The sequence below is a fragment of the Lentzea sp. NPDC051213 genome (assembly GCF_044455585.1).
Taxonomy (GTDB): domain Bacteria; phylum Actinomycetota; class Actinomycetes; order Mycobacteriales; family Pseudonocardiaceae; genus Lentzea.
The window spans coordinates 163611-185354 of the sequence record NZ_JBITEX010000009.1 but is presented as its reverse complement, the minus strand read 5'-3'; the positions used below and the strand labels follow the sequence as shown (position 1 = coordinate 185354).

General features: G+C 68.0%; 19 protein-coding genes and 2 CRISPR repeat arrays. Of the genes, 11 read left to right on the top strand and 8 right to left on the bottom strand.

Features of this window, described 5'->3' with window-relative positions:
- Positions 1-61 precede the first annotated feature (61 nt).
- Together ACIA8G_RS35055 and ACIA8G_RS35050 are read right to left on the bottom strand one after the other, a co-directional pair.
- Complete coding sequence (locus tag ACIA8G_RS35055; protein ID WP_396423027.1) at positions 62-262, bottom strand: DUF397 domain-containing protein; 201 nt, start codon at positions 260-262, stop codon at positions 62-64.
- Entirely contained in the window at positions 252-1160 is a 909-nt protein-coding gene (locus ACIA8G_RS35050; protein WP_396423026.1) for a DUF5753 domain-containing protein, read from the bottom strand. Before ACIA8G_RS35050 ends, ACIA8G_RS35055 begins: the two co-directional genes overlap by 11 nt.
- 557 nt (positions 1161-1717) lie before the next feature.
- Between ACIA8G_RS35050 and ACIA8G_RS35045 the strand changes: the two genes are divergently transcribed.
- The 11 genes from ACIA8G_RS35045 (at position 1718) to ACIA8G_RS34995 (ending at position 11947) form a co-directional block, all read left to right on the top strand.
- A complete protein-coding gene (locus tag ACIA8G_RS35045) occupies positions 1718-1948 on the top strand; it encodes a zinc finger protein (RefSeq protein WP_396423025.1) in 231 nt (76 codons plus the stop codon).
- A complete protein-coding gene (locus ACIA8G_RS35040; protein ID WP_396423024.1) occupies positions 1945-2451 on the top strand; it encodes a hypothetical protein in 507 nt (168 codons plus the stop codon). The genes ACIA8G_RS35045 and ACIA8G_RS35040 overlap by 4 nt, the downstream gene beginning before the upstream one ends.
- Positions 2451-2957: a hypothetical protein gene (locus ACIA8G_RS35035; RefSeq protein WP_396423023.1), complete on the top strand. Its 507-nt coding sequence runs from the start codon at positions 2451-2453 to the stop codon at positions 2955-2957. The genes ACIA8G_RS35040 and ACIA8G_RS35035 overlap by 1 nt, the downstream gene beginning before the upstream one ends.
- A 52-nt stretch (positions 2958-3009) precedes the next feature.
- A complete protein-coding gene (locus ACIA8G_RS35030; protein ID WP_396423022.1) occupies positions 3010-3510 on the top strand; it encodes a helix-turn-helix domain-containing protein in 501 nt (166 codons plus the stop codon).
- Entirely contained in the window at positions 3503-3850 is a 348-nt protein-coding gene (locus tag ACIA8G_RS35025; protein ID WP_396423021.1) for a hypothetical protein, read from the top strand. The genes ACIA8G_RS35030 and ACIA8G_RS35025 overlap by 8 nt, the downstream gene beginning before the upstream one ends.
- A gap of 98 nt (positions 3851-3948) precedes the next feature.
- Entirely contained in the window at positions 3949-5214 is a 1266-nt protein-coding gene (fxlM, locus tag ACIA8G_RS35020) for a methyltransferase, FxLD system (protein ID WP_396423020.1), read from the top strand.
- A gap of 25 nt (positions 5215-5239) precedes the next feature.
- Entirely contained in the window at positions 5240-5425 is a 186-nt protein-coding gene (gene fxlA, locus ACIA8G_RS35015; protein WP_396423019.1) for an FxLD family lanthipeptide, read from the top strand.
- A 90-nt stretch (positions 5426-5515) separates the two neighbouring features.
- Positions 5516-8629, top strand: a complete 3114-nt coding sequence (locus tag ACIA8G_RS35010) for a lantibiotic dehydratase (protein WP_396423018.1) — start codon at positions 5516-5518, stop codon at positions 8627-8629.
- A gap of 41 nt (positions 8630-8670) precedes the next feature.
- Complete coding sequence (locus ACIA8G_RS35005; RefSeq protein ID WP_396423017.1) at positions 8671-9837, top strand: lanthionine synthetase C family protein; 1167 nt, start codon at positions 8671-8673, stop codon at positions 9835-9837.
- A complete protein-coding gene (locus ACIA8G_RS35000) occupies positions 9819-10796 on the top strand; it encodes a thiopeptide-type bacteriocin biosynthesis protein (protein WP_396423016.1) in 978 nt (325 codons plus the stop codon). The genes ACIA8G_RS35005 and ACIA8G_RS35000 overlap by 19 nt, the downstream gene beginning before the upstream one ends.
- Before the next feature lie 2 nt (positions 10797-10798).
- Complete coding sequence (locus ACIA8G_RS34995; protein ID WP_396423015.1) at positions 10799-11947, top strand: hypothetical protein; 1149 nt, start codon at positions 10799-10801, stop codon at positions 11945-11947.
- A gap of 493 nt (positions 11948-12440) precedes the next feature.
- Positions 12441-13421: direct repeats of the CRISPR family, unit length 37 nt; unit sequence GTTGCGATCCTCGCCGGGCGCGGACGCCCAGCGCTTC.
- A 173-nt stretch (positions 13422-13594) separates the two neighbouring features.
- Here the strand turns inward: ACIA8G_RS34995 and cas4 are convergent.
- The 6 genes from cas4 to ACIA8G_RS34965 form a co-directional block, all read right to left on the bottom strand.
- Positions 13595-14236 carry a CRISPR-associated protein Cas4 gene (gene cas4, locus ACIA8G_RS34990; protein ID WP_396423014.1) on the bottom strand — a complete coding sequence of 214 codons (642 nt, stop codon included), beginning with the start codon at positions 14234-14236 and terminating at the stop codon, positions 13595-13597.
- Positions 14237-14245: 9 nt separating this feature from the next.
- Positions 14246-15139: a type I-C CRISPR-associated protein Cas7/Csd2 gene (cas7c, locus tag ACIA8G_RS34985; RefSeq protein ID WP_396423013.1), complete on the bottom strand. Its 894-nt coding sequence runs from the start codon at positions 15137-15139 to the stop codon at positions 14246-14248.
- Entirely contained in the window at positions 15136-16920 is a 1785-nt protein-coding gene (gene cas8c, locus ACIA8G_RS34980; protein WP_396423012.1) for a type I-C CRISPR-associated protein Cas8c/Csd1, read from the bottom strand. Before cas8c ends, cas7c begins: the two co-directional genes overlap by 4 nt.
- Complete coding sequence (gene cas5c, locus ACIA8G_RS34975; RefSeq protein ID WP_396423011.1) at positions 16920-17579, bottom strand: type I-C CRISPR-associated protein Cas5c; 660 nt, start codon at positions 17577-17579, stop codon at positions 16920-16922. The genes cas8c and cas5c overlap by 1 nt, the downstream gene beginning before the upstream one ends.
- Positions 17576-19738 carry a CRISPR-associated helicase Cas3' gene (gene cas3 / locus ACIA8G_RS34970; protein WP_396423010.1) on the bottom strand — a complete coding sequence of 721 codons (2163 nt, stop codon included), beginning with the start codon at positions 19736-19738 and terminating at the stop codon, positions 17576-17578. Before cas3 ends, cas5c begins: the two co-directional genes overlap by 4 nt.
- A gap of 251 nt (positions 19739-19989) precedes the next feature.
- Positions 19990-21300: a CRISPR direct-repeat array (repeat unit 27 nt; unit sequence GTTGCGATCCTCGCCGAGCGCGGATGC).
- A 207-nt stretch (positions 21301-21507) separates the two neighbouring features.
- A complete protein-coding gene (locus tag ACIA8G_RS34965) occupies positions 21508-21741 on the bottom strand; it encodes a helix-turn-helix transcriptional regulator (protein WP_396423009.1) in 234 nt (77 codons plus the stop codon).
- Positions 21742-21744: the final 3 nt, after the last annotated feature.

Here is a 21744-nt window from a genome sequence, read left to right as displayed (position 1 = left end):
AGGTGCCCCGGCCAGTTTGCTGGGCCGGGGCACCGTCTTGTTCGAGCCGTAGCATGCGCGCTCAGGCAGGCCCAGCATCTCCGCGATTCGCCATGTGCTCGACGAAGTGCATGTACGCGTCGATGCTGAGCAGGATGATCGGACCATCTGGATCTTTGGTATCACCGATGGCGGCACGTTTGTGCTGGTCTTTGGTGAATCCGATGCGGACGCACGAGCCGTTCGGCTCGGTGTAGCTGCTCGTGCGCCAGTTATTGATCATGTTGATCGTGCTCCAACCTGTGTTCCGCGACGACAGTTTCCAGGAACTGCCTCGACGCCTCCTCTGACAGCGCCTGCTGATCGAGGCGCGTGAACATGGTCTCAGCGTCGGTGATGGAGACGGCAGCGTCGAAATAGTGCGCGCTGAGCGCGGACTCGGAGTAGGCGAGCCTCCACTGGTCGGTGAAGGTGACCAGGGAGAGTTGCCTGTTGCCGGGTGCCCGAAGATGGAACGAGTCGCGCAGCACGCGAACGGTGACGTGGGGCATGTGTTGGACGACGTGCAGAACGTGCTGGCGCTGCCCGGTCATGATCTCGTCGTTGATCTCGGGGTCCTCGTGCACGATGCCGTTGAGCGCCCGCTCCTCCACGTAGGCGTTGAGGCGCAGCGGCGCCGGCGTGCGGACAAGGGGGAGCTGACGCGCGGTCCGCTTGTTGACCTCCGCCACCACGTCGAGCTCGGGATTCCCGCGCTTCGCGAACTCCGCGAGAGCCCGCGAGTACTGCGGGGTCTGCAGAAGCGTGAGGATGAGCATCGGCTCGTAGTTGGTGATGCTCTCGGCGAAGAACTCCAGCGCCAGATACATGTCCAGGTCGCTGATGACCCCGACTGAGTGGATGCTCCCTGGTGCTCCAGTCCGAGCGATCTCCAGCACCTGCTTAAGGATCGGGAATCGGTCGGCGACCCCGAAGAAGATCAGCAGCGCTTCGAGCTGGGTCTCCTTCGGCGCTTGATAGTTCTTGTGGGTCGGCTGATAGAGGAACTGTGCGTAGTGGGGCTGCGTGATCCCCAAGTGATCCGCAGCTTCCTTCTGTGTCGCACCGGAGAGCGAACGACAGTGAATCAGCTGGTAGCGGATGATTTGGCGCGCGGTCTCACGGCTGATGCGCACGTCCACGCTGCTGTCCTCCTGTAGGGACCGGCTGATACTGACGGTAGCGACGATCATCCTCGCTTCTCACCCGAAAAGACCACACCAGGGTGCTGTCTATCTTATAGAGGATAGGTCTATTTTATAGATAGGCAGGTTCGTCGAGCCCATCTCCTTGGGCAGGGCGGAGCTGCTGAGACCGGGAGTGCGGCATCGCTCGCTCCCCCCGTGGGCGTAGTTGCTGCTTCCCGGTCGCCCTCCCGAGGGCAGCGGTTCGGCCGGTGGTTTCTCCCCCGACGGCCGGCCGGGCCGCCGTCCTCACCAGATCGCAGCGGCCCCGACTTGGCCCCGAGCCTGGACGGGGCCGCTGTCACCAGCGTCAGCCCGGAGCCGCACATGGAGTCGCCGCAGAAGCCGGCCGCCGTCCAGTTCGCCCCTGAACCGAATTGGACGGCGCAGTCACAGCAGACGCTCGCAGCGATCCGCCCAAACCGACACACATTGAGCGACGAGCAGTTGGAAGCAGGCCGCGTCGCGCTCCGCGAATTCGATCGCCGTGCCTGGCTACCAACCGGAGGTGCCCTGTGAGCACCATCGAAAGCGGCACCCGCGCACCACGGCGGTACCGCTGGTACGCCCACGCCGGAGAGCGCCACGCGATCAACCGGGACCTGGTGGCGGGCAAGCCGGGCCAGACGCTGTGCAACGACTCAATCGCGGTCACTTCGGAGACGCTCGCCGTCGGTTTCTATCCGACCTGCGTCAAGTGCGACGCCGAGTGGCGTAAGCAGCGTGCGCGGGGAACGACATCGTGAGCGCCGTCGCGTGCGACGCCAAGCACGAGCTGATCGCAGACCAGGGTCGAGGCGTGTTCGAGCCGCAAGTCCCGCTGGAGAACGCGACCGAACAGACCGCGCAAATCTCAATCATCCCGGTTGCCAAGACCGAGGACATGGTGACGGGCACTGGTCTGGGCTGGTTCTGGCCCCTGTGGCATCGGTTCGACGAGGAAGCTAAGACGCGTGAGCTGGAAGACCCGAAGGGCTTGCACGGCAACGCGGGCGGCCGGTGGGTGTTCGCTGAATGCGGCCTGACGGCGAGTCCCGACGAATCGATTGTCGCCGCATCGTCGTCGCTGGACTGCCCTGTGTGTTTCCCGGACGACTCCGGGCACTTGTTTACCTGGGATCGCAGAGGTAGCCACATCGTCGCGCGTTGCCTGCTGACAGGCTGTGGAAAGACCGACGCCCAGACCCGTGACCCGAACACCGGCAGGCGTCGCCCATGTAGGTCGTCAACACCTGAGGTGTCGAGCTGATGGGCGCAAGCTGGAAGCGCTGCACCCGCCACGCGCCCGTGATGACGTGCGGGGTGTGCGGTCAGCTCGGCTGGGACGAGTCGAGCGATGGTGACCACGCTCGCCGGCAACGTGCGGCCGAGCTGCGCCGCCTGACTTCGGGCCCGGCCCCGGTGGTGCTCGTCCGTCGTTGCGCCGACAGGGGCTTGTTCCACGTGCAGGAACCGAAGTTCGTGCAACTGGTGCTGCGGCTTCCGCCACGTCCGTGGTCGCCGGTGCCCAGCCACGACGGCCCGGATATGACTGCCTACTTCGACGCGGTCCGCGCTGCGGTGCTCGAAGCGGTGCAGCAGCAGGGACTTGGTCACCGGTGGCCCCGCAACCCCGAAGTCGCGTCCCGCTACGGCATCCCCAAGTCCCTGGCAACCGAGTTGCGCAGTTGGCTCGTTGCCGAGGACCGGCTGCGACTGGACGGCGACTACTACGTCACCCAAGCCCGCCCGACGTCGAGCGAGGACGAATCATGAGCAACCCGTTCGAGTTTCAGCCTCACGACACGGACGGTGCCAGGTGAGCAATGTGCCAGCCCTACGCAAGGGCGTCGCCGTGCTGAAAGCGCTCGCTGAGCAGGGTTCGATGTCTGCGGCAGCGATCGCCGATGACCTGCAGTTGCCGCGTTCTACGACCTACCATCTGCTTTCTGTGCTCGGTGACGTCGACCTCGTCGAGCACCGTGCAGGCGAGAACCGGTACGCGCTTGGCGCGGCCGCAGGGCAGCTCGGTGACGCCTACTACCGGGCGAACCGGCTTGGGGAGTTGCGATTGCCGCCTCGGCCGCGCAGCCAACCACCACCGATCGGTCACCGGCTGCACGAGGTGCTGCAACAGCAGTACCTCCTCGACGTCGCGGCCGCGCTCGATCGCGCCTGCCAGGAACAAGGTCCAGGTCTGACGTTGCCGCCGGCACAGGTGCTCGGACTCCACTTCGGCCTCTCCTACGAGTGGGCAACCACCACGATCGAGACCCTGCACCAGCAAGAACTGGCCGAGCTACCGCCTAGGGAGAACCGTCATGGATGAAAACCTGGCGGCCACGCTGAAAGCCGCCGTGCACGAACGCCTCGACTACCTCGACCACCTCGCCGTCGACGGTGACGAGCCGTCTCGCGCCGCCCTCGCCGAAACCGAGATCACCAGGCTCACGAGCGCATGGCGCGTCCTGCTGGACCTGCATGCTCCCGACGAGCATGGCCGCTGCCCGCACTGCTCCTCGTGGCGCCGACCGCGCCGACACCCCTGCAGCGTCTGGACCACCGCCCACCAGCACCTGATATCAGCCGACGGTCCTTCCGCACACCGCACCGGCAGGCACGCTGATGCCGCTGGCCGGTCGACTGTCGCGGTGCTCGGGGCTTCCTGACCAGGGGGCGCGACGCGTCCCAGACCGCGGCGCGCTCCTGGTCCACTTGACCGTCAACTGGCACTCAATCAAGAACACCCCTCTGAAAGAGTAATCAAGTGAACACACTCCGACACGACGACGCCAGCGCCGCAAAGTTCCGCAATGCCCTGGTGGACACGCTTCTCACCAAGAACATGATCACCTCTCCGGTGGTGGAGCGGGCCTTCCGCACGGTGCCCCGGCACCTGTTCGTCGCCGAGGGCACTCCGCTGGACGTCACCTACAACGTCGACGCGTCGGTAGCGATCAAGCGGGACCCTGACGGCGTGATCATCTCGTCGACCAGCGCGGCGTACATCCAAGCCCGGATGATCGAGCAGGCCGAGCTCCGCAGGGGCATGAGCGTGCTGGAGATCGGTTCTGGCGGGTACAACGCCGCCCTGGTGGCCGAGGTCGTCGGCCCGGACGGGCACGTGGTCAGCGTGGACATCGACCCGGAAGTGACCGATCGCGCCAGCGAGCTGTTGGACGCGAACGGATACGGCAGCCGAGTCATCGTGGTGCAGGCCGACGCCGAGAACCCGTTGCCAGGGCTGGACAAGCCGGTGGACGCGATCCTGGTGACGGTCGGGGCCTGGGATCTCGCTCCGGCCTGGCTAGAGCACCTGGTCGAGGGCGGCAGGATCGTCGTCCCGTTGCGGATGAACGGAATCACCCGCGTCATCGCCTTCCGCCGCGAGGGCGACCACCTGGTGAGCACCTCGGCCGAGGTAGCCGGGTTCGTTCCGATGCAGGGCGAGGGCGCCCGTGACGAGCGGGTCTTCCTGCTCCCCGACCGCAACGGTCACCACGTCAAGCTGCGCTTCGAGGGAGACGTGCCGGACGGCATGAGCTTGCTGGACGGGGCGCTGGCGACCGAACGCACCGACGTGTGGTCCGGCGTCACGATCAAGCACGGCGTGTCCTTCGCCGACCTGCATCTGTGGTTCGCCGCGTTCCTGCCCGGCTTCTGCAAGCTGGCCGTGGATGAAGGCACCGACATGGCCTCCGAACGCAAGGGCTGGTTCCCCTTCGGTGTTGTGCTCGGTGACTCGTTGGCCTACCTGGCCATCCGTCCCCTTCCCGAAGGCGGCGCAGTGGAGTTCGGCGCGCGTGCCTATGGAACGCACGGCGAGGACGCCGCTACCGCGATGGTCGAACAGATCCAGGCATGGGACCGCCACGGCCGCGATGTCGAGCCCACCTTCGCCTACTGGCCGACCGGCTCCCACCGTCCCGAGTTCAGCGAGAACACAGCCGTGCTGACCAAAACGCACGGCCTGGCCACGATCTCCTGGTCATCGGCGACGGACGTCGCCGACGACCAGGATGCCCAGCAATAGCACCGAAAAGTGAGGAGTGAACCGTATGTCAGCTGCACTGGCCACGCCCACGGAGACCCTGGACACCGTTGACGACGCGGATTTCGAACTGGATATGCGCGTGGTGGAGTCCAACACCAAGCTCGTGATCATGATGTGCGAGACGAGCGACGGGTGCGGTGATACCTGCAACACCAGCGCGTGCGCCTCCGGCTCCAACGACCCGTTCTGATCCACAACCCGCCTGTCGTCGGTGCCCGAGCCTGTCTGGGGCGCCGACGGCAGGCACTGCCAGTGACCACCGGGTGAGGAGCCACACGCGATGACCGTGTCCCCGCGCTATCAGCACGCAGGCCTTGTCCTGGCCCGCGTTACCACCGATCCCGGTGATCTCGACCCGCCTCCGCATCTGCACCTGGCCGACCCGGACTCGGTCGAGCAGGAAGGCCGTGCGTGGCTGGCAAAATTGTGGGCACGCCCGGAGGTGCGCGACGCACTGGTGCAGGCCAGCCCCGTCCTCGGCGCTCGCCTCGACCAAATCCTGGGCGACAGCACCACCGTCACCACTGCGAAGGAACTTCGCCGCGCCGTGCTGTCTGTGGCGTCCTACATGCTGCGCTGGCAGCGACGGGCCACGCCGTTCGGCCTGTTCGCCGGAGTCGGGCCCGCCGGTGTCGGCTCCGCGAAGGCCGACGTCGGCACACGGCACCGGGCCGTGACGCGGGTGGACGGCGAGTGGCTGACCACGCTGATCAACCGGCTCGAACAGCACCCCGGCCTGCGCTCACGGCTGACGGTCGTGGTGGACGACGCAAGGATGCTGCGCGATGGGCGCGTGATCGTGCACCGGCGGGCTGAGGTCGGCGCCTCCACTCCAGGGCCGCTACGGGAGTCCTCGGTGCGGCTCACCCGGCCTGTGCGGTTCGTTCTGGCCGCGGCCGGTTCGCCGATTCGCTTCGACACGCTGGCCGACCAGATGGCCGCCGCGTTCCCCTCCGCGTCCCCAGACAAAGTCGACGCACTGCTGAACGGCCTGGTCGACGCCGGTGTGCTGATCACGAGCCTGCGGCCTCCGATGACCAGCGGCGACGCCTTGTCCCACCTGGCCGGCGCCCTGCGGGCGGCCGGAGCGGATACCGTCGATGACGTCGCTGGCCACCTGCGCGATCTCGACGCGATTGGCGCCGACCTCGCCCGGCACAACCACGCCAGCGACCCTGACCAGGCAAGGGAAATCCGGACGGCGGTCACCGCCCGGATCACCGCCCTGGTCCCCGGAACCAGCCATGCGCTGGCCACCGACGTGTGCGTCGACGCGACGATCACCGTTCCCGAGCGGGTGCTCGACGAGGCAGCGCGTGCCGCCACCGTGTTGCTGCGGACCACCACGCAACCCTTCGGAACGGCCACATGGCTGGACTATCACGCCCGGTTCCGCGCCCGCTACGGTCCCGGTGCGCTGGTGCCGGTGCGCGACCTGGTTGCCGACTCCGGCCTCGGCTATCCCGCCGGCTACCTCGGCGCGCCACGCGCCCGGCCAGCATGGCGGGTGCTGACCGACCGCGACGCAGCCCTCCTGGCGTTGATCCAGCAGGCCACTGTGACCGGGGCGCGGGAGATCGAGCTGACCGACACCGACATCGAGGCACTGACTGTCGGGGAGCACGCCGACGTCGTGCCGCCCCAACGGATCGAACTTGGCGTCGAGGTGCACGCCGCGTCGACTGCGGCGATCGACCGAGGCGAGTTCGGGCTGCGGGTCACCGCCTCGCCACGTGCGTACACCAGCATGGCCGGACGGTTCGCCCACCTGCTTGACCAGGCCGACCAAGCCCGGCTGGCAGCGACCTACGCCGCAGAACCCGCGGACGTGGTGGCAGTGCAGTTGTCCTTTCCGCCGCGCCGCCCTCACAACCAGAACGTGGTGCAGGTGCCGCCGCTGCTCGGCGACATCGTCTCGCTGTCCGAGCACCGTGACCCGACGCGCCCAGACCTCACCGTCGTCGGAGCGGACGACCTGGCGGTCACCGCCGACGCCGAGCAGATGTACCTGGTGCAGGTCTCCACCGGCCGGCGGGTGATCCCCCGGATTCCGCACGCCTTGGACACCGCTGCGCAAAGCCCGCCGCTGGCACGGTTCCTCGCCGAGGTCGCCGACGCCCGCAGCGCGGTGTTCCGCGGATTCGATCTCGGCGCCGCCCGTGTCCTGCCCTACGTGCCGCGTATCCGCTACCGGCGCACGGTGCTCTGCGCCGCCCGCTGGATCCTCGCCGCCGCAGACCTCGCCGTGCGGCCCGGAGCTCACGACGAGCAAGAGGTGTTGCGTGCGTGGTGTCAGCGGTCGCGGGTACCTGCACGGGTCGTGCTGGTCCACGGGGAGCTGCGCCTGCCGCTGGACCTCGACCAGGAGCTCGACCGTGTCCTGCTGCGCGCCCGGCTGCAACGAGCCGGCCGGGTCGAACTGCATGAGGATGGCCCGCCCGGCGAGCAAGGCTGGATTGGGCGCCCGGCGGAGCTGTTGATCCCGATGACCGCGATCATCCCGCCCGCACGGCCTCTGCCCGCCACAGCGGCACCCGGTGCCGCACTCCAGCCTGGTCACTCCGCTGTCGTCCACGCGCAACTTGCGGGCAACCCGGCGCGGTTCGACGAGATCCTCACCGGGCACCTGCCCCGGTTCGTCGCCGAACTGCACGACTTGCGTGATCCGGACCGTCCGCTCGGGTCGTGGTGGATTCGGCGGCACCGCGACATGATCCGGCCCGAGACCGATCAGCACCTCGCCGTGTTCCTGCGCCTGACCGGCCCGCAGCACTACGGAGCCATCGCCGCCCGGCTCGCCGCGTTCGCGGCGGACCTGGACTCCCGCGGACTTCCCGGACAGCTCACCCTCGCACCGTCCCCACAGCACCCCGCCCGCTACGGCGACGGCGACGCGCTAGCGGCGGCCGAGCACGTGTTCGCCACTGACACCACAGCAGCCATCGCCCAGCTCGCAGCGGCGCAGGAGTCTGGAATTCCCGCCCAGGCCCTGGCCGCGGCGTCGATGGCGCACCTGGCCGCGTCCTTCGCGCCCGACCCGCCGACCGGGTACCGGACGCTGCTGGAATGCCTGCGGCAGGAACACGGACCGCTGGACCGGGCGCTGCGCAATCACGCTCTCGTCGTCGCCGACCCTGATCAGCAGTACCGCGGTGTTCGCGGGCAACCGGGTGGTGACGCGGTCGCCGCCGCCTGGTGTGCTCGTGACACAGCCCTGAGCACCTATCGCGATGTGCTCATTGAGCAGGGGCGAGAGCCGGACGTGGTGCTGCGCACGCTGCTGCACGAACACCACATCCGCGCCGTCGGCGTCGACCCGACATTCGAGAAGGAGACAGGACGCCTCGCCCGCGCGGTCGTGCTGCGCCTGCTCGCCCTGGGCGGTGCCCGGTGACGCCCGGCACGAATCCAAGCCCAGAGCGCGGCGAGGTGACGTTGACTCTCGCCGAGGTGGCCGGCCAGTCCCTGGCCAATGGCGCGGCCGGGACCGCGCTAATGCACGTCGAGCGCGCCTGGACCGGTTGCGGCACTTGGACAACCGCGCAGGACCACATCCGCCGGGTCGTGGCCGGGCCGGTCGACGCCGCCGAACACGCCGGCCTGTACTACGGGGCGCCCGCAGTGGCACTCCTGCTGCAGGCCGTCGCTGACCGCCATCCCCGCTACCGCGCGGCCAGCCAGACGATGGACGAGCACGTGCTTCGCCTGACCCGTCGGCGCCTGTCCAACGCCGCCGCGCGGATCGACCGCGAGGAGCCTGCCGCGTTCGCCGAGTACGACCTGTTCTACGGGCTCACCGGTATCGGCGCGCTGCTGCTGCGCCACCACCCCGACAGCGACGAGCTGACCGGGATTCTGCGGTACGTGGTCACGCTGGCGACCCGGCCGCGCCACGAGAACGGCGTCGCACTGCCCGGCTGGTGGGTGGCGCACGACCCGGACAAGATCATGCCGACCCCCGGCGGGCATGCGAACTTCGGCATGGCCCATGGCGCGGCCGGATTGTTGTCCTTCCTCGCCCTGGCCGCCGTGCACGGTCGTGTAGTCGACGGTCAGCGCGAGGCGATCTCCGTGCTCACAGAGTGGTTCGAGCGGTGGAGGCAGGACGGAACGGACGGCCCGTGGTGGCCTCAGTGGATCACCCGAGAAGAGCTGCGCGCGGGCCACCCGGCCCACACTCGACCAGGTCGTTCCTCCTGGTGTTACGGGACGGTCGGCATCGCCCGCGCCCTGCAGCTGGCCGCACTGGCCACCGACGACCCGCAACGCCAGCACACCGCAGAGGACGCGCTTGCCGCGAGCCTGACCGACACCCAGCTCGACCGGATCACCGAGCCGGGCCTGTGCCACGGCATCGCCGGGATCTACCAGACCGCCTACCGCGCCTCCCTTAACACCTGTGGCCCCTCAATCGCCCATCGGCTCCCTGCGCTGGCCGATCGACTCGCCCAACACGCGCGGCCGCTCGGCGAGGAGGACAACAACCAGGTGGACGCGGCCGGGCTGCTGACCGGACGCGCCGGAGTGGAACTGGCGCTCGAGACCGCACGGCGCGGCACGCCGCCTCACACGGGATGGGACGCATGCCTGCTGATCACCTGAGCACCAACCGAACCACAGCGCCCGCTGATCTCGCCGCCGCCGTGCTGGCGGTTCTCGCCGGTACCGACCCAGGCACCGTCGCGACCCGCCACGCCCTGGATCCGGACGACCTCGACGACGCCGTCCGCACCTACCAGGTTGCCGGGCTCACTGCGCTGGAACGACAGGCCGAAGGCTCCTGGTACCAGGTACGTGTCCAATTCACCGACTGGTCGGCCGCCGAGGTGGCCGGCGCCACGGCGCTCGGACCTGCCTTGGACCGGCTTCGCGCCGCCGGTGCGGTGGCCGGATGGTGGTTCCTGCGCAAACACCCCTGCTGGCGACTGCGGCTGTCGCATGCGGACACCGCGGCAGTGGACGGTGTGCTCGACGAGCTGACCGGCACCGGCGTCATCGAGCGCTGGTGGCCGACGGTGTACGAGCCGGAGACCGCCGCCTTCGGCGGCACAGCCGGCATGGGCACCGTGCACGACCTGTTCTGCGCCGACAGCGCGGGCGTGCTCGACTACCTGCGCCAGGACACCCCCGGCCTCGGCCGCCGGGAACTGTCCATCCTGCTCCTGAGCGGGCTGATGCGCGCTGCCCGGCTCGACACCTTCGAGTGCGGCGACGTGTTCGAACGGGTCGCCCGGCTGCGTCCCGCACCTGCCGAAACCGACACGGCACGCATCGGCAAGTTGGCCGAAAACGTGCGCGTACTCCTGTCGATCCCCAACCTGGCCGAGAGCGAGCTGTTCACGCCGGGCGGGCCGGTCGGGCACGCCGCGCCGTGGCTCGCCGCGCTGCGCACCGCCGGCGAACAGCTCGGTCACGACGCTGGGAACGGACGCCTGGACCGCGGTCTGCGGGCCATCCTCACCCACGTGGTGATCTTCCACTGGAACCGGTTCGGCCTCTCGGCCACCAGCCAGGGCATTCTCGCCCGCGCGGCGGCCACCGCCCTGCTTCCCAGGAGCTGACCATGACCGTGACGCCGAACTCCACGCTGGCCGCTGTGGTCCGCCGCTTCCCGCTGCTGGGCCGTCCGCGGCCCTCCTGCCCGTCCTTGCCCGAGCGAGTCCAGCAGATCGCCGATAGCGCCCACGCCGCCGGGCACGACGGCGCCGACCGGCTGGCCGAAGGCGCGCACGCCCTGAACAAGGCTGCACTGATCGCCAGCGACTGCGGTCTGCCGGACCTAGCCCGCCAGCTGTGCTGGCAACACATCGACCTCTACTGCACCGCCACCCGCCCACTAACCGTGCTCCACGCCCGCTACATGCTCGAACCCGTCCTCAACCTGGCTCGGCTCCAGCTCCGAGCTCGTGACGGCGACCAGGCGCTGCAGCTGCTCACCGAGATATTCCAGGCCGTCCGGTCCAGCACCGACCTGGTCGTCGAGGGACGCACACTGCCGCTGACCGACCTCGCCGGCAGCCGCGCCGAACGCCACAAGCTGCACGAATGGGCGTGGCTTCATCTCGTCGGGGACGGCATCCGGGCCTTGGCGCTCGCCGGACGATGGGACGACGCGGTCCTCCATGCCGATGCCCACCGCGGAATCGGCTTGCACCTCATGGAGGGCCGCCAGGCCACCATCGTGGCGCGCTGCGTCAACGGAGACCTGCCGGGAGCACGAGCGGCACTGGCTGAGAGCACCCCACAGCAGCCGTGGGAACTCCTGGTCGCCTCCTGCCTGAAAGTGATGTGCGCCGACCCGGACAGCCCATCGAGGCCGTGTGACGTCACCGCGATGATCACGCGGTTCGTCGAACACCAGCCGATGCCCGGTTACGCCGTCTTCCGCGCCCAACTCGGGCTCTCCGTGACCACTCTCGCCGGCGCAGTCGACTCCGAGACGGCCAGCCAGGTACTCGCACAGGTAGCCGACGAAGTCATCGAGTCCGGAGACGGGTACGCCGCTCGGGAGGTACTGCGGCACAACGACCCGCAGGCCCAGGCAACCGATGAGCAGCGTGCAGCACTCACCAATCTGCTGAACGACTCCGGTCTAGGAAACGGAACGATGCCGGAACCTCTCCGGCAGAGCCTGCTCGACTCAGCACGGGCCGCAGCCCAGGAGTTGCGTGTGTCGCTCCCGCAGCCCGTGCGGTCGGTCATGCGAGCCTGACCGAAACAGCCCGGCCGAGCCATGGATACCGTGAGAGCTTGGATCAGGTTGACCGAACAGGGCCCTTGTCCTGACTCAGGCTGGGCTGAGAGCCGCGATCTTCTCTTCCCGTTCCTTCTGCTTGGCTTCGGCCCGTTCCTTCTGTCTTCCAGCTGCCGCCTGCAATACGGCCCGAAGGCCTGGTGCCCAAGAAAGTCCGCGATGTTGCCAAGCAGTTCATCCTCGCGGACGCGGACCATCGGTGGGGGCCCTGCGGCTGGCAGCCAATCTTCCTTCGGCTGGACCGCAGTGGATAGGTTCTACCCGACTCGCGGTGCCGAACACCCGCCACCAGTAGTCCGTGCAACAGAGGCAACTTCGAACCTGATAGACCCACTGCGCCTCACAGCCGCCGCACCTGATCGATGTCGCCGGAGGAACCGAAACGTCGAAGCTCTGGGCACGGACGCCCAAGGCTTCGAGAACGGATCAAGGAGATAGTCATCCTCGACAGGTTGCGATCCTTGCCGGGTGCGGACGCCCAGCGCTTCGTTGCCGGGTTTGCGGGTGCGCAGCGCGGCCTGGTTGCGATCCTCGCCGGGCGCGGACACCCAGCGCTTCACCTGATCGTGTACGCACGCATCGACCGACTCAAGGTTGCGATCCTCGCCAGGCGCGGACGCCCAGCGCTTCCGGCCGTACCCTGCCCGTCGCCGTCCGGCTGGGAGTAGTTGCGATCCTCGCCGGGCGCGGACGCCCAGCGCTTCCGCACGGCTGGCGGCCGCTGTAGCCGTCGGGGTTGTTGCGATCCTCGCCGGGCGCGGACGCCCAGCGCTTCGACTCTGCCGTGTGGTTCGGTGTCGGCCAGGCATCAATGTTGCGATCCTCGCCGGGCGCGGACGCCCAGCGCTTCCGGACCGTTGCTGTGCGGTCCTGCGGCGCGTACACGGTGTTGCGATCCTCGCCGGGCGCGGACGCCCAGCGCTTCCGCAGCCGTGGCGATCCCTTCGCCACCACGCCTTGCAGTTGCGATCCTCGCCGGGCGCGGACGCTCAGCGCTTCACACGCGTTCCATGCGCCGCAAGGATTTCTCGGCGGTGTTGCGATCCTCGCCGGGCGCGGACGCCCAGCGCTTCCCTTCCGCAGATCCGCATGCCGGGCCTCGATCCCGTTGCGATCCTCGCCGGGCGCGGACGCCCAGCGCTTCGGCCATCATCAGCGCGCAGTTCCCCGGCGCCACCCTGTTGCGATCCTCGCCGGGCGCGGACGCCCAGCGCTTCGTACATCTCCTGCCGGTACCGCGTACGCCAAGGTGTTGCGATCCTCGCCGGGCGCGGACGCCCAGCGCTTCGCCAAGCCCCTGGTCGACATGCGCGACATCTACGAGTTGCGATCCTCGCCGGGCGCGGACGCCCAGCGCTTCGCGGGCAGTGGCCGCCAGATGATTTCGCGGTGGTTGTTGCGATCCTCGCCGGGCGCGGACGCCCAGCGCTTCTCGGGCGCATCAGATCGCCGGAGACGTCGACGCCATTCCAGGCGACGAGGTGGTAAATGCGCACGAGCGGGATCAGGTGCCGCCCCGGACGGTCCGGGTGCACGATGCGCACTGTTTCGCCGTCCAGGTGCAGACTCGTCCCTGGGGTCGTGACGTACAGGGTGCGCAGCAGTTCAGTCATCCCACTCCCATGCGGTCTCTGTACGTGGTTCGAACAGCGAGTGCGCCACGTGAGCTGGAGCCTCGGGGATGCATCCTGGGCGCAGCGAGCAACGGTGGCATCGTGTGTCGTGCACAGACTGCGGCACCGCACTCAGATCCAGCAGCTGCCGCACAGCAGCGGCCGTGCTCACAACGAGAGCGGCCAACGTGATGTCCACGACGACATCGTGGCGGCGCCGGTCCCTGCCGGAGAACACCATGCCGACCGGGACCTCGGCGTCAAACATCTCGCGTAAGCACAACACCTGCGCGGCGACCTGAAGGTCGGCGGGGCCGCCGGGCCGGTACGCGCCTGACTTGTGCTCGATCGGCGTCGGGCCGTGCTCACCGAACTCGACCACGTCGCAGATGCCATGCAGACCGAGTCCGGTGCTCCACACCGGCAGAGATCGCCAGACCGGGTACCGGCGCCGATCCTGGCCCGCTCCGGCACGGTCGACAGCGGCGTGCGCGAGGTCTCCGCGCACGGTGTCGACGTTGGAATCGAAGTAAGCCTCAACATGGATCAGTGCAGCCTGGCGCGGGCAGTAAGCGTAGTGCTCCAGTGCCGAGATCGGCACGCTGCGACGGCCCAGCGCGGTCTCGTCGACCATCTCCGGCACCTAGCCGATCAGTTTGGTCATGGTCACGCCGGTAGGAAGATCGGTTTCGTTGACCGAGATGTCGTAGTCAGTGAAGGCGCGCGGCGGGGCGTCAGTGACGGGTTCACGGCGGGTGATCGCGACGCGTTCGGTGAGGCGGTGGGCCGGTGCGGCGCCGAAGGCATCGGGGTGACTGAAGACGTACAAGCCCCGCGGGGTGAGGGTGCCGCGGGTCGCGGAGCGGTCGTGGTCGAACATCATCTCGAGCGTGCGGTAAAGCAGGTCGAGGTCGGTGAGGTCGACCCCGGTGTCGCGGCCGCGAGCAGCGGAGTAGTACAGCTCGGCCTTGTACAGGCCGTAGGGGACGGTCCACTTGCCGCCCATCTCGGTGGTCTCGCCTTTGTCGATGTCTTCCTGCTTAGTCTGCGTGACACGCGTGATTGTGTGATCGGCGGGATAGACGGGGTCGACGCTGCGCGCCATGCTCAGCTGCAGCGGACCACGGACCTGCCCCAGGGCCTGGGTTTTGCCCACGGAGAGAACGGCACCGAATAGGCGGATGTCGACGTAGCGATCGCACAGCCAGGCGCGCGCTTGGGCCGCGTTCTCCTTGGTGATCTTGGAGCCGAGTTTCAGTCCGTTGTCGGCATAGGACTGTTCCAGGCGCGGGTTGAGCGCGTACCCGGCCTGGACGAAGATGCCGTAGCGAGGGTTATCCGCCGCAGCCAGGGCGAGGGTGTCTCGGATCTTGCGCTTGAGTGCGACATCGGTGACCAGGCCCTGTCCGCTTTCGTCATCGGTGCGAGGGCGGTTACCCGCGTCCGGGTCACCGTTGGGGTTGCCGTCGGTGACGTCGAACAGGAACACCATGTCGTGACGAACGGTCGGGTCGAGGTGCGGCTGGACGCTGGTCATGCGTTGATCTCCTGGTCGGATGCATTGGTGGAAGGCGAAGGGGTGGCGGCGCGTGCGGCGGCACGGTCGCGTAGCACCGCGAATCGGTGGGCGCGTTGGTGGTGGTAACCCAGCAAGAACAGCGCCTGCTGAGCGGGTGTGGTGCGGTGCGGGATGCCGGCGGCGGGGTCCAGAAGGCCGAACAATGTGGTGAGTTCGCGGCTGTGGTTGACGCCGGTTCCCTTACGGGGGCCGCGGAACTTGCGTAGCCAGGCGTCAGCGAGTTTGCTGCCGGCGAGCAGGGCGGCGCGTGGGTTGGTGACGGCGCCGGCGAGATAGCGGTTGGCGTAGGTGGTGTTGAGCTTGCCGTCGAAAGCGTCGTGCTGCAGCGCGTCTAGGGCTGCGAACACGCGGCCTGCGACGTAGGCGGGGTCGGTATTGGATTCGTCCAGTCCGGGCATCGGTTTCTCCGTGGTCAGGTATGAGCGCAGCAGCATCAGCCGCAGCAACGCCGCGCGGGATGTGTCCACGCGTCCGTCGGTGCGGACGCGATGGAGCAGGTGGATCAGCAGCGACGGCGGCGGCGAGGTGTTGCGCAGTGCCGCGTTGAGCAGGTCGCGTTGTGCCGCGTGGGGATGTGCTGATCCTTTCGCGCCCAGGAAGGCGTAACGGCGCTCGATTCGTTGCCAGCGTCCGGTGACGCGGACAAGTCGTTGCAGTGGCGGCCGCACAAGTTCATCGGGATGCAGTGTCACCATGTCGAGGTCGGCGAACCAGGCCGCGACGTTCCGCTCCACTGTGGACAAAGGAATTTCCAGCCAGTCGCGGACCATGACGCGTGCGACGTTGCCGCCGACAGTCAGCGCGCACAACTTGGTGGTGTCCAGCCCTGGGGCGGCTTTACCTGAGTGGACCGAGGAGATCAGTGCGTCGACCTGTTTGGGGTCGGCATCCAGAATGAGCCTCATCGGGTTGCGTGCAACCGGTTCGGTAATCCACCAGGCCAGGCGACTGTCTTGGCCGCCGTAGGAGGTGGTGTTGTCCGAGTCGAGCACGCGGACCAAGCCGGCCGACACGCCTTCGCCGCAGGGGATGCAGATCGGTGAACAGGTCAGCTGGGTGGTCAGGTCATAACCGAAAACGCGTTCATTGACGCTGACCAAGGCCGCGTCGTTGGTAGCGCCGGGCACGAGACGCGCCGGTACCTTGCCGGGCAGCGTGTCCAGCAGCGGCCCGGTGCGTCCGCACACCAGGCACAACCCGCGCTGTCCGCCGCCTTTGCGGCGAGTGACCTCCGCGGTCCAGAACGCGGTTACCGAGGCGGCGCGATAGGCAGGGGTGGTGCCGACGGTGATCAGCACGCGCTGCTTGGTGGTGGCTTCGGGCTCGCGCCGCAGCCGGGCCGTGTGACCGGAACGGTAGAACCGGGCGACGGCCTGCGCGATTTGGTCGTGCTGGCCTTCGGGGCTGTCGGCCCACCGCTGTGTCAGCTCGACGAACGCGGTGTGGCATTGCGCGACACGTGCAGGTTTGCTGTCGGCGTCGTCCCAACCGAGCACGTACTGCACGTCGTCGGCGGCCAGGTTGGGTGCCACGCCAACGGTGCGGGTCACGGCGGGAACGAGATGCTCGGCGCCACGCGGTTTTCCGGCGGCGTCTGGTGCGAGCAGAGATTCCAGGCCGTCGCCGCACAGTGTGCCGTCAGGGTTGAGGCGCAACTCCCAGTCAAATCGCAGCAGTCGGTGAAAGGGTTTGGCCGCGGGGTCCTGCGCGGCTTGCTGAACAAGGCGCTGCAGCAGCATCAGGCCTCCCCCGCGGGGATGCCGTGCTGGGGCACATGCAGCACACCCTGGTTGAGGGCGGCCTGAAACCAGGTAAATGACGGTGGCGTGGTGGAGTGGTCGACCGAGTGCAGCATCACGCCGAGCTCCTCGGTGTGCGGCCAGACCGGTTGGTCGTCGGGGTCACTGAAGAACGCGGTGAACTCCCTCACCCCCAGGTACGGCTGGGAGAAGCAGCTGCCGCGGGTGACGCGGCGGCGGAACTGGTCGCGATACGCGGCTTCCGGTTTGTCCGCCCCTGGGACGAGCTCGACGTGGGCATGAATGCGATAGGCCACGTCGCGCAGGCACACCGCGTTGCGCTGTACCCGGTTCGCTACGGTGTCCAGGCGGCGCTGGCCGGAGGCGGCGTCCGCGAGTGACGCGACGTCGGTGGTTTCGTTGCGGCGCTGGGTGAACTGCTTGATCGGCGACAGCACCTCGATCGCCATCACCCGCCACCGGAACTGTGGCTTCCAGTAGATCGACTCCAGTACCCCGATCGCGGCAGACGGTGTCATCACCGGGTAGGACACGCGCTCGACCTTCAACTCCGGCCGCGTGAACAGTGCGGCGTCGCCCCACACTTGCACCACCACCGGAGGCGCACCCGACTTCGACCGCGGCAACACCGGATTCACCACACCGTCTCCTTAGCGATCTCGCCCTCATCCAGACCTACATGCGCGTCGTAGTCGCCGCACCATTCCGAGAGTTCGTCGTGGCCGTGCACGACCGGGCGGCACAGCGCCCGCACGTGCGCAGACGACGCCACAACCCGTGGCACCGCCACCATGTATCCGCGCAGCTCCCGCAACAACGCACCCGCTGGTCCCTCGCCTGCACGCAGCTCACGCACCAGCTCCGCGGCGCGTCCCTGCTCATCCCAGGTCGTCACGATCAAGGTGACCGGGTCCTCGTCGATCATGCGGAACGCCAGCAACCGATCCCGAGCCGAGCCCACGCCGGCAATGCGCGGACCATCGGCAACCGCCCGGAAATCAAGCTCGGCCCGGTTGTCCTGGATCACGGCACCGCGCCGCGCGTCGTCGACGTTCAAACCCGTGTACAGCCGCCGGTAATACTCAGCGAGCGCCACAGGGTCATCGGGATCACGCCCTTCACCGAACAACCTGCGTGTCTTGTCCACCCCGGCCCGGTAGAACGCTGGCACAGGAGCATCGACGGCGTCGAACACCACCACCCTGCCCATGTCAGGAAGGCGGCCCTCGCGGTTGGCTCGCCCCGCTGCCTGCTGCAACGATTCCGCCGGTGCCAACGCGCGGAACACCACGGGAAAGTCCAGATCCACGCCGGCCTCGACCAGCTGGGTGGACACCACCAGCACAGGCTCCTGGTCAGCAAGCAACTTCCGGATGCGCCTCAGCGTCAGCTCCCGGTGCCGAGGGCACATCCGGGTAGACAGGTGCACCACCTCGGCGTCCGGCCGGCGATCCACCACCAAGCGGTACAGCCTGCGCGCGTGAGCGACGGTGTTGACGACCGCCAGTGCCTGCCGTTCGCCGCAGATCTGTGCCGCGATGTCGTCCAGCGTCGGCCGCGGATCGAGCTGCCACTCGTACCGCACCCGCCTGAGCCGCGTGAACAGCCGAATCGGATCATCGACCAGCGGCCGGATCTCCAGCGACTTCCACACCGCCAGGTGTTCAAAGCTCGGCTGCGTTGCCGAGGCCAGCAGCACCGTCGTGCCGAAGTGACGCGACAGCAGACGCAGCGCGTCCAGGATCGGAACAAGCAACGGCACCGGAAGTGCCTGCACCTCGTCCAGCACAACCACTGCGTTCGCCAACCGGTGCAGCTTGCGCGACCGCGCCGGCTTGCGGCCGAACAACGAGTCGAACAGCTGCACCGTCGTCGTGACCACGAACGGCGCGTCCCAGTTCTCCGCCGCCAGCCGCAGCCGACGGTCGTCCAACTCCGCGTTCGAGTGGTGCTCCAGCACGACATCCGCACCAAGCAGCTGCCGATACACATCTGCGTTCTGCTCAGTGATCGTCGTGAACGGCACCGCAACAATTACCCGCGCCTTGCCATGCCGCGCCGCGTGATGCAATGCGAAACCCGCCGACGTCATGGTCTTGCCCGACCCCGTCGGCGCCGGCAGCCGATACACACCCGGCTGCCCTGCCGCCCTGCGCACCACGTCGTCGTACAGCGCGGCACGCACACCATCCACATCGGACAGCTCACGGCCAGCGAGCGACAGTGCTCTGTTCGCCTCGAATCGGCGCACCAGCTCCGCCATGTCCGCAGGCGGGGCGACCCTCGGCCGTGCGAGACCTTCCGCGTGAGCACCGGTGTCCAGATGATCGGCATCGACCAACGCCGAAAACACCAGCCGGATACCCATCTCCCCCAACAGCATCGACTCGCCCCACGCCTCAGGCAGCAGCGGCGGACCATCCGTCAGCGCGCGGGCTTCCGGAACAACGTCGAAAAACCGTTCGAGCGCCTGCTCGTCGCCAGGCCCAGGCGACAAGCTGGCCAGGTCCTGGGGACACTCAAGTCCACCGTGATGCGCGAGGACGGCCATCGCCGCCGCCAACGCGCGGTCACGCAGCAGCAAGGCGCCCAGGTTCTTGTGGTTGATGTTCACCCTGTCGCCGGTCGCACTCACCTTGACCAGCTTGTCCTGCCACGCACACGCCGCCTTTCCAGCGTCGTGCACCAAACCCAGCGCCGCTGCAAGATCGCCCGCGCCAAACACATCCGCGAACCCACGAGCCAGCATCGATGTCGACCGAACGTGCTCGGCCAACGGATGCCAGCGGCCGGTCACCTTGCTGGGACTATGCGCCCACACAAGCCAAACCCCTTCACATCGCCCGTCCCCCGACGAACGACGCGACCATAAAGTCGCACCCTGACAAAACCGGGCCACTCAGCTCCACCGCGTGGTAACTACACCCGAATGGACCAGCCCCTCGGGTTAAGTACCGCCGGCGTCCAATCCCATGCTGCGATCCTCGCCGAGCGCGAACACTCGGCGCTGCTGGGCGCTGCACACGTCGGACATGCGCGGGTCTTCTGGTTGCGATCCACGCTGAGCTCGGACGCCCAGTTCCCAGGCGTCGCCGTTTTCAGGAAATCCTTGCCGCCGTTGCGATCCTCGCCGAGCGCGGACGCTCGACGCTGCCAATGCGCTCGGCCGCGGTGCGGTGGTGGTATTGCTCGTTGCGATCCTCGCCGAGCACGAACGCTCGACGCTGCCAGGGCGAGCGCGGCAGCACCGTCAAGCAGGATGTTGCGATCCTCGCCGAGCGCGGACGCCCAGCGCTTCCGGTCAGGACCACGTCAGCCCAGGTCTTGCTGGGCATGTTGCGATCCTCGCCGAGCGCGGACGCCCAGCGCTTCCGATGTGCACCAGGTCGTTCGGGTCGATCGGGTGCCCGTTGCGATCCTCGCCGGGCGCGGACGCCCAGCGCTTCTCTCCGTCCAGTTCGGACGAGAGGCCACGGAGTTCGGGGTTGCGATCCTCGCCGAGCGCGGACGCTCGACGCTGCCGAGACCATCGCCCCCGCTGACATCGTCGGGTGGTGGTTGCGATCCTCGCCGAGCGCGGATGCTCGGCGCTGCTGCTATCGACAACGCCACAGGATGCCAGCAGTGCGGGTTGCGATCCTCGCCGAGCGCGGATGCCCGGCGCTGCCTGTGCACCGAGGTCACCGCCACCGACACGGGACGGTTGCGATCCTCGCCGAGCGCGGATGCTCGGCGCTGCCCGACGTCACCGAGGACGTCGCTGACGATGTTGCCGTTGCGATCCTCGCCGAGCGCGGATGCTCGGCGCTGCGTGTTGCCCTCCAGCAGCTCGCGGTGGGCCAGGAGGTTGCGATCCTCGCCGAGCGCGGACGCTCGACGCTGCCGCGAAGCCGCTCGTGGACATGCGCGACATCTACGAGTTGCGATCCTCGCCGAGCCAGGTCAAGACCGACCTGGCGCTGGTGTTGCGATCCTCGCCGAGCGCGGATGCTCGGCGCTGCACCGCCTGGTTCTGGCTTCCGTCGTGCGGCGTGTGTTGCGATCCTCGCCGAGCGCGGATGCTCGGCGCTGCCACCGCGGCCACGCACCTGACCAGCGCGGCGATCACGTTGCGATCCTCGCCGAGCGCGGATGCTCGGCGCTGCGCAGCCGCTGACCTATGTGGCGAGGATCCTGCAAGTTGCGATCCTCGCCGAGCGCGGATGCTCGGCGCTGCGCCGGCATCAAGGGCGCCCCGGCCAGAACCGGCGTGTTGCGATCCTCGCCGAGCGCGGATGCTCGGCGCTGCGGCCACCCTTCGTGTAGTCCTCCGGCGCGACCACGTTGCGATCCTCGCCGAGCGCGGATGCTCGGCGCTGCCCTGGACGAACAGGGCCAATTACACAACGTGCTCGCTCAGGCCACGATCCCACGGTCCAACACCAGCATCGCACCAGCACAGCAATTGGGAACCTACCGGCGTATCGCACGACGCACAGGGTTCCGAACCGAGCCCGACGTCTCACCAACAGTGGGGATCAACTACGCATATCCCTCAACCGCGTTCCACGACCTCGGCCGGCTGCGTCAGATCGTTTCTGCAGACAAAGCCTGAACGATCGACGCGGTGATCACCTTGTAGCGGGTGCCAACCTGAATCACCTTGGCCGGAAACGCACCACGCGCGATCAACTCGTAGGCATGACTACGAGAGATGCCGAACGCGGTGGCAGCTACCGGCACGTCGATACTTGCCGGCCACCCCCGTATCTCGTGGAGGGTTGGCGCATCGACAGGCTCGTCGCGCACGTCCTCGACCATCTC

Bases quoted from the DNA above. Each gene is read 5' to 3' on its own strand.
- ACIA8G_RS35055 (WP_396423027.1), bottom strand. From the start codon at position 262: ATGATCAATAACTGGCGCACGAGCAGCTACACCGAGCCGAACGGCTCG.
- ACIA8G_RS35035 (WP_396423023.1), top strand. From the start codon at position 2,451: ATGGGCGCAAGCTGGAAGCGCTGCACCCGCCACGCGCCCGTGATGACG.
- ACIA8G_RS35025 (WP_396423021.1), top strand. From the start codon at position 3,503: ATGGATGAAAACCTGGCGGCCACGCTGAAAGCCGCCGTGCACGAACGC.
- fxlA (WP_396423019.1), top strand. From the start codon at position 5,240: ATGTCAGCTGCACTGGCCACGCCCACGGAGACCCTGGACACCGTTGAC.
- ACIA8G_RS35010 (WP_396423018.1), top strand. From the start codon at position 5,516: ATGACCGTGTCCCCGCGCTATCAGCACGCAGGCCTTGTCCTGGCCCGC.
- ACIA8G_RS35000 (WP_396423016.1), top strand. From the start codon at position 9,819: ATGCCTGCTGATCACCTGAGCACCAACCGAACCACAGCGCCCGCTGAT.
- ACIA8G_RS34995 (WP_396423015.1), top strand. From the start codon at position 10,799: ATGACCGTGACGCCGAACTCCACGCTGGCCGCTGTGGTCCGCCGCTTC.
- cas4 (WP_396423014.1), bottom strand. From the start codon at position 14,236: ATGGTCGACGAGACCGCGCTGGGCCGTCGCAGCGTGCCGATCTCGGCA.
- cas7c (WP_396423013.1), bottom strand. From the start codon at position 15,139: ATGACCAGCGTCCAGCCGCACCTCGACCCGACCGTTCGTCACGACATG.
- cas8c (WP_396423012.1), bottom strand. From the start codon at position 16,920: ATGCTGCTGCAGCGCCTTGTTCAGCAAGCCGCGCAGGACCCCGCGGCC.
- ACIA8G_RS34965 (WP_396423009.1), bottom strand. From the start codon at position 21,741: ATGGTCGAGGACGTGCGCGACGAGCCTGTCGATGCGCCAACCCTCCAC.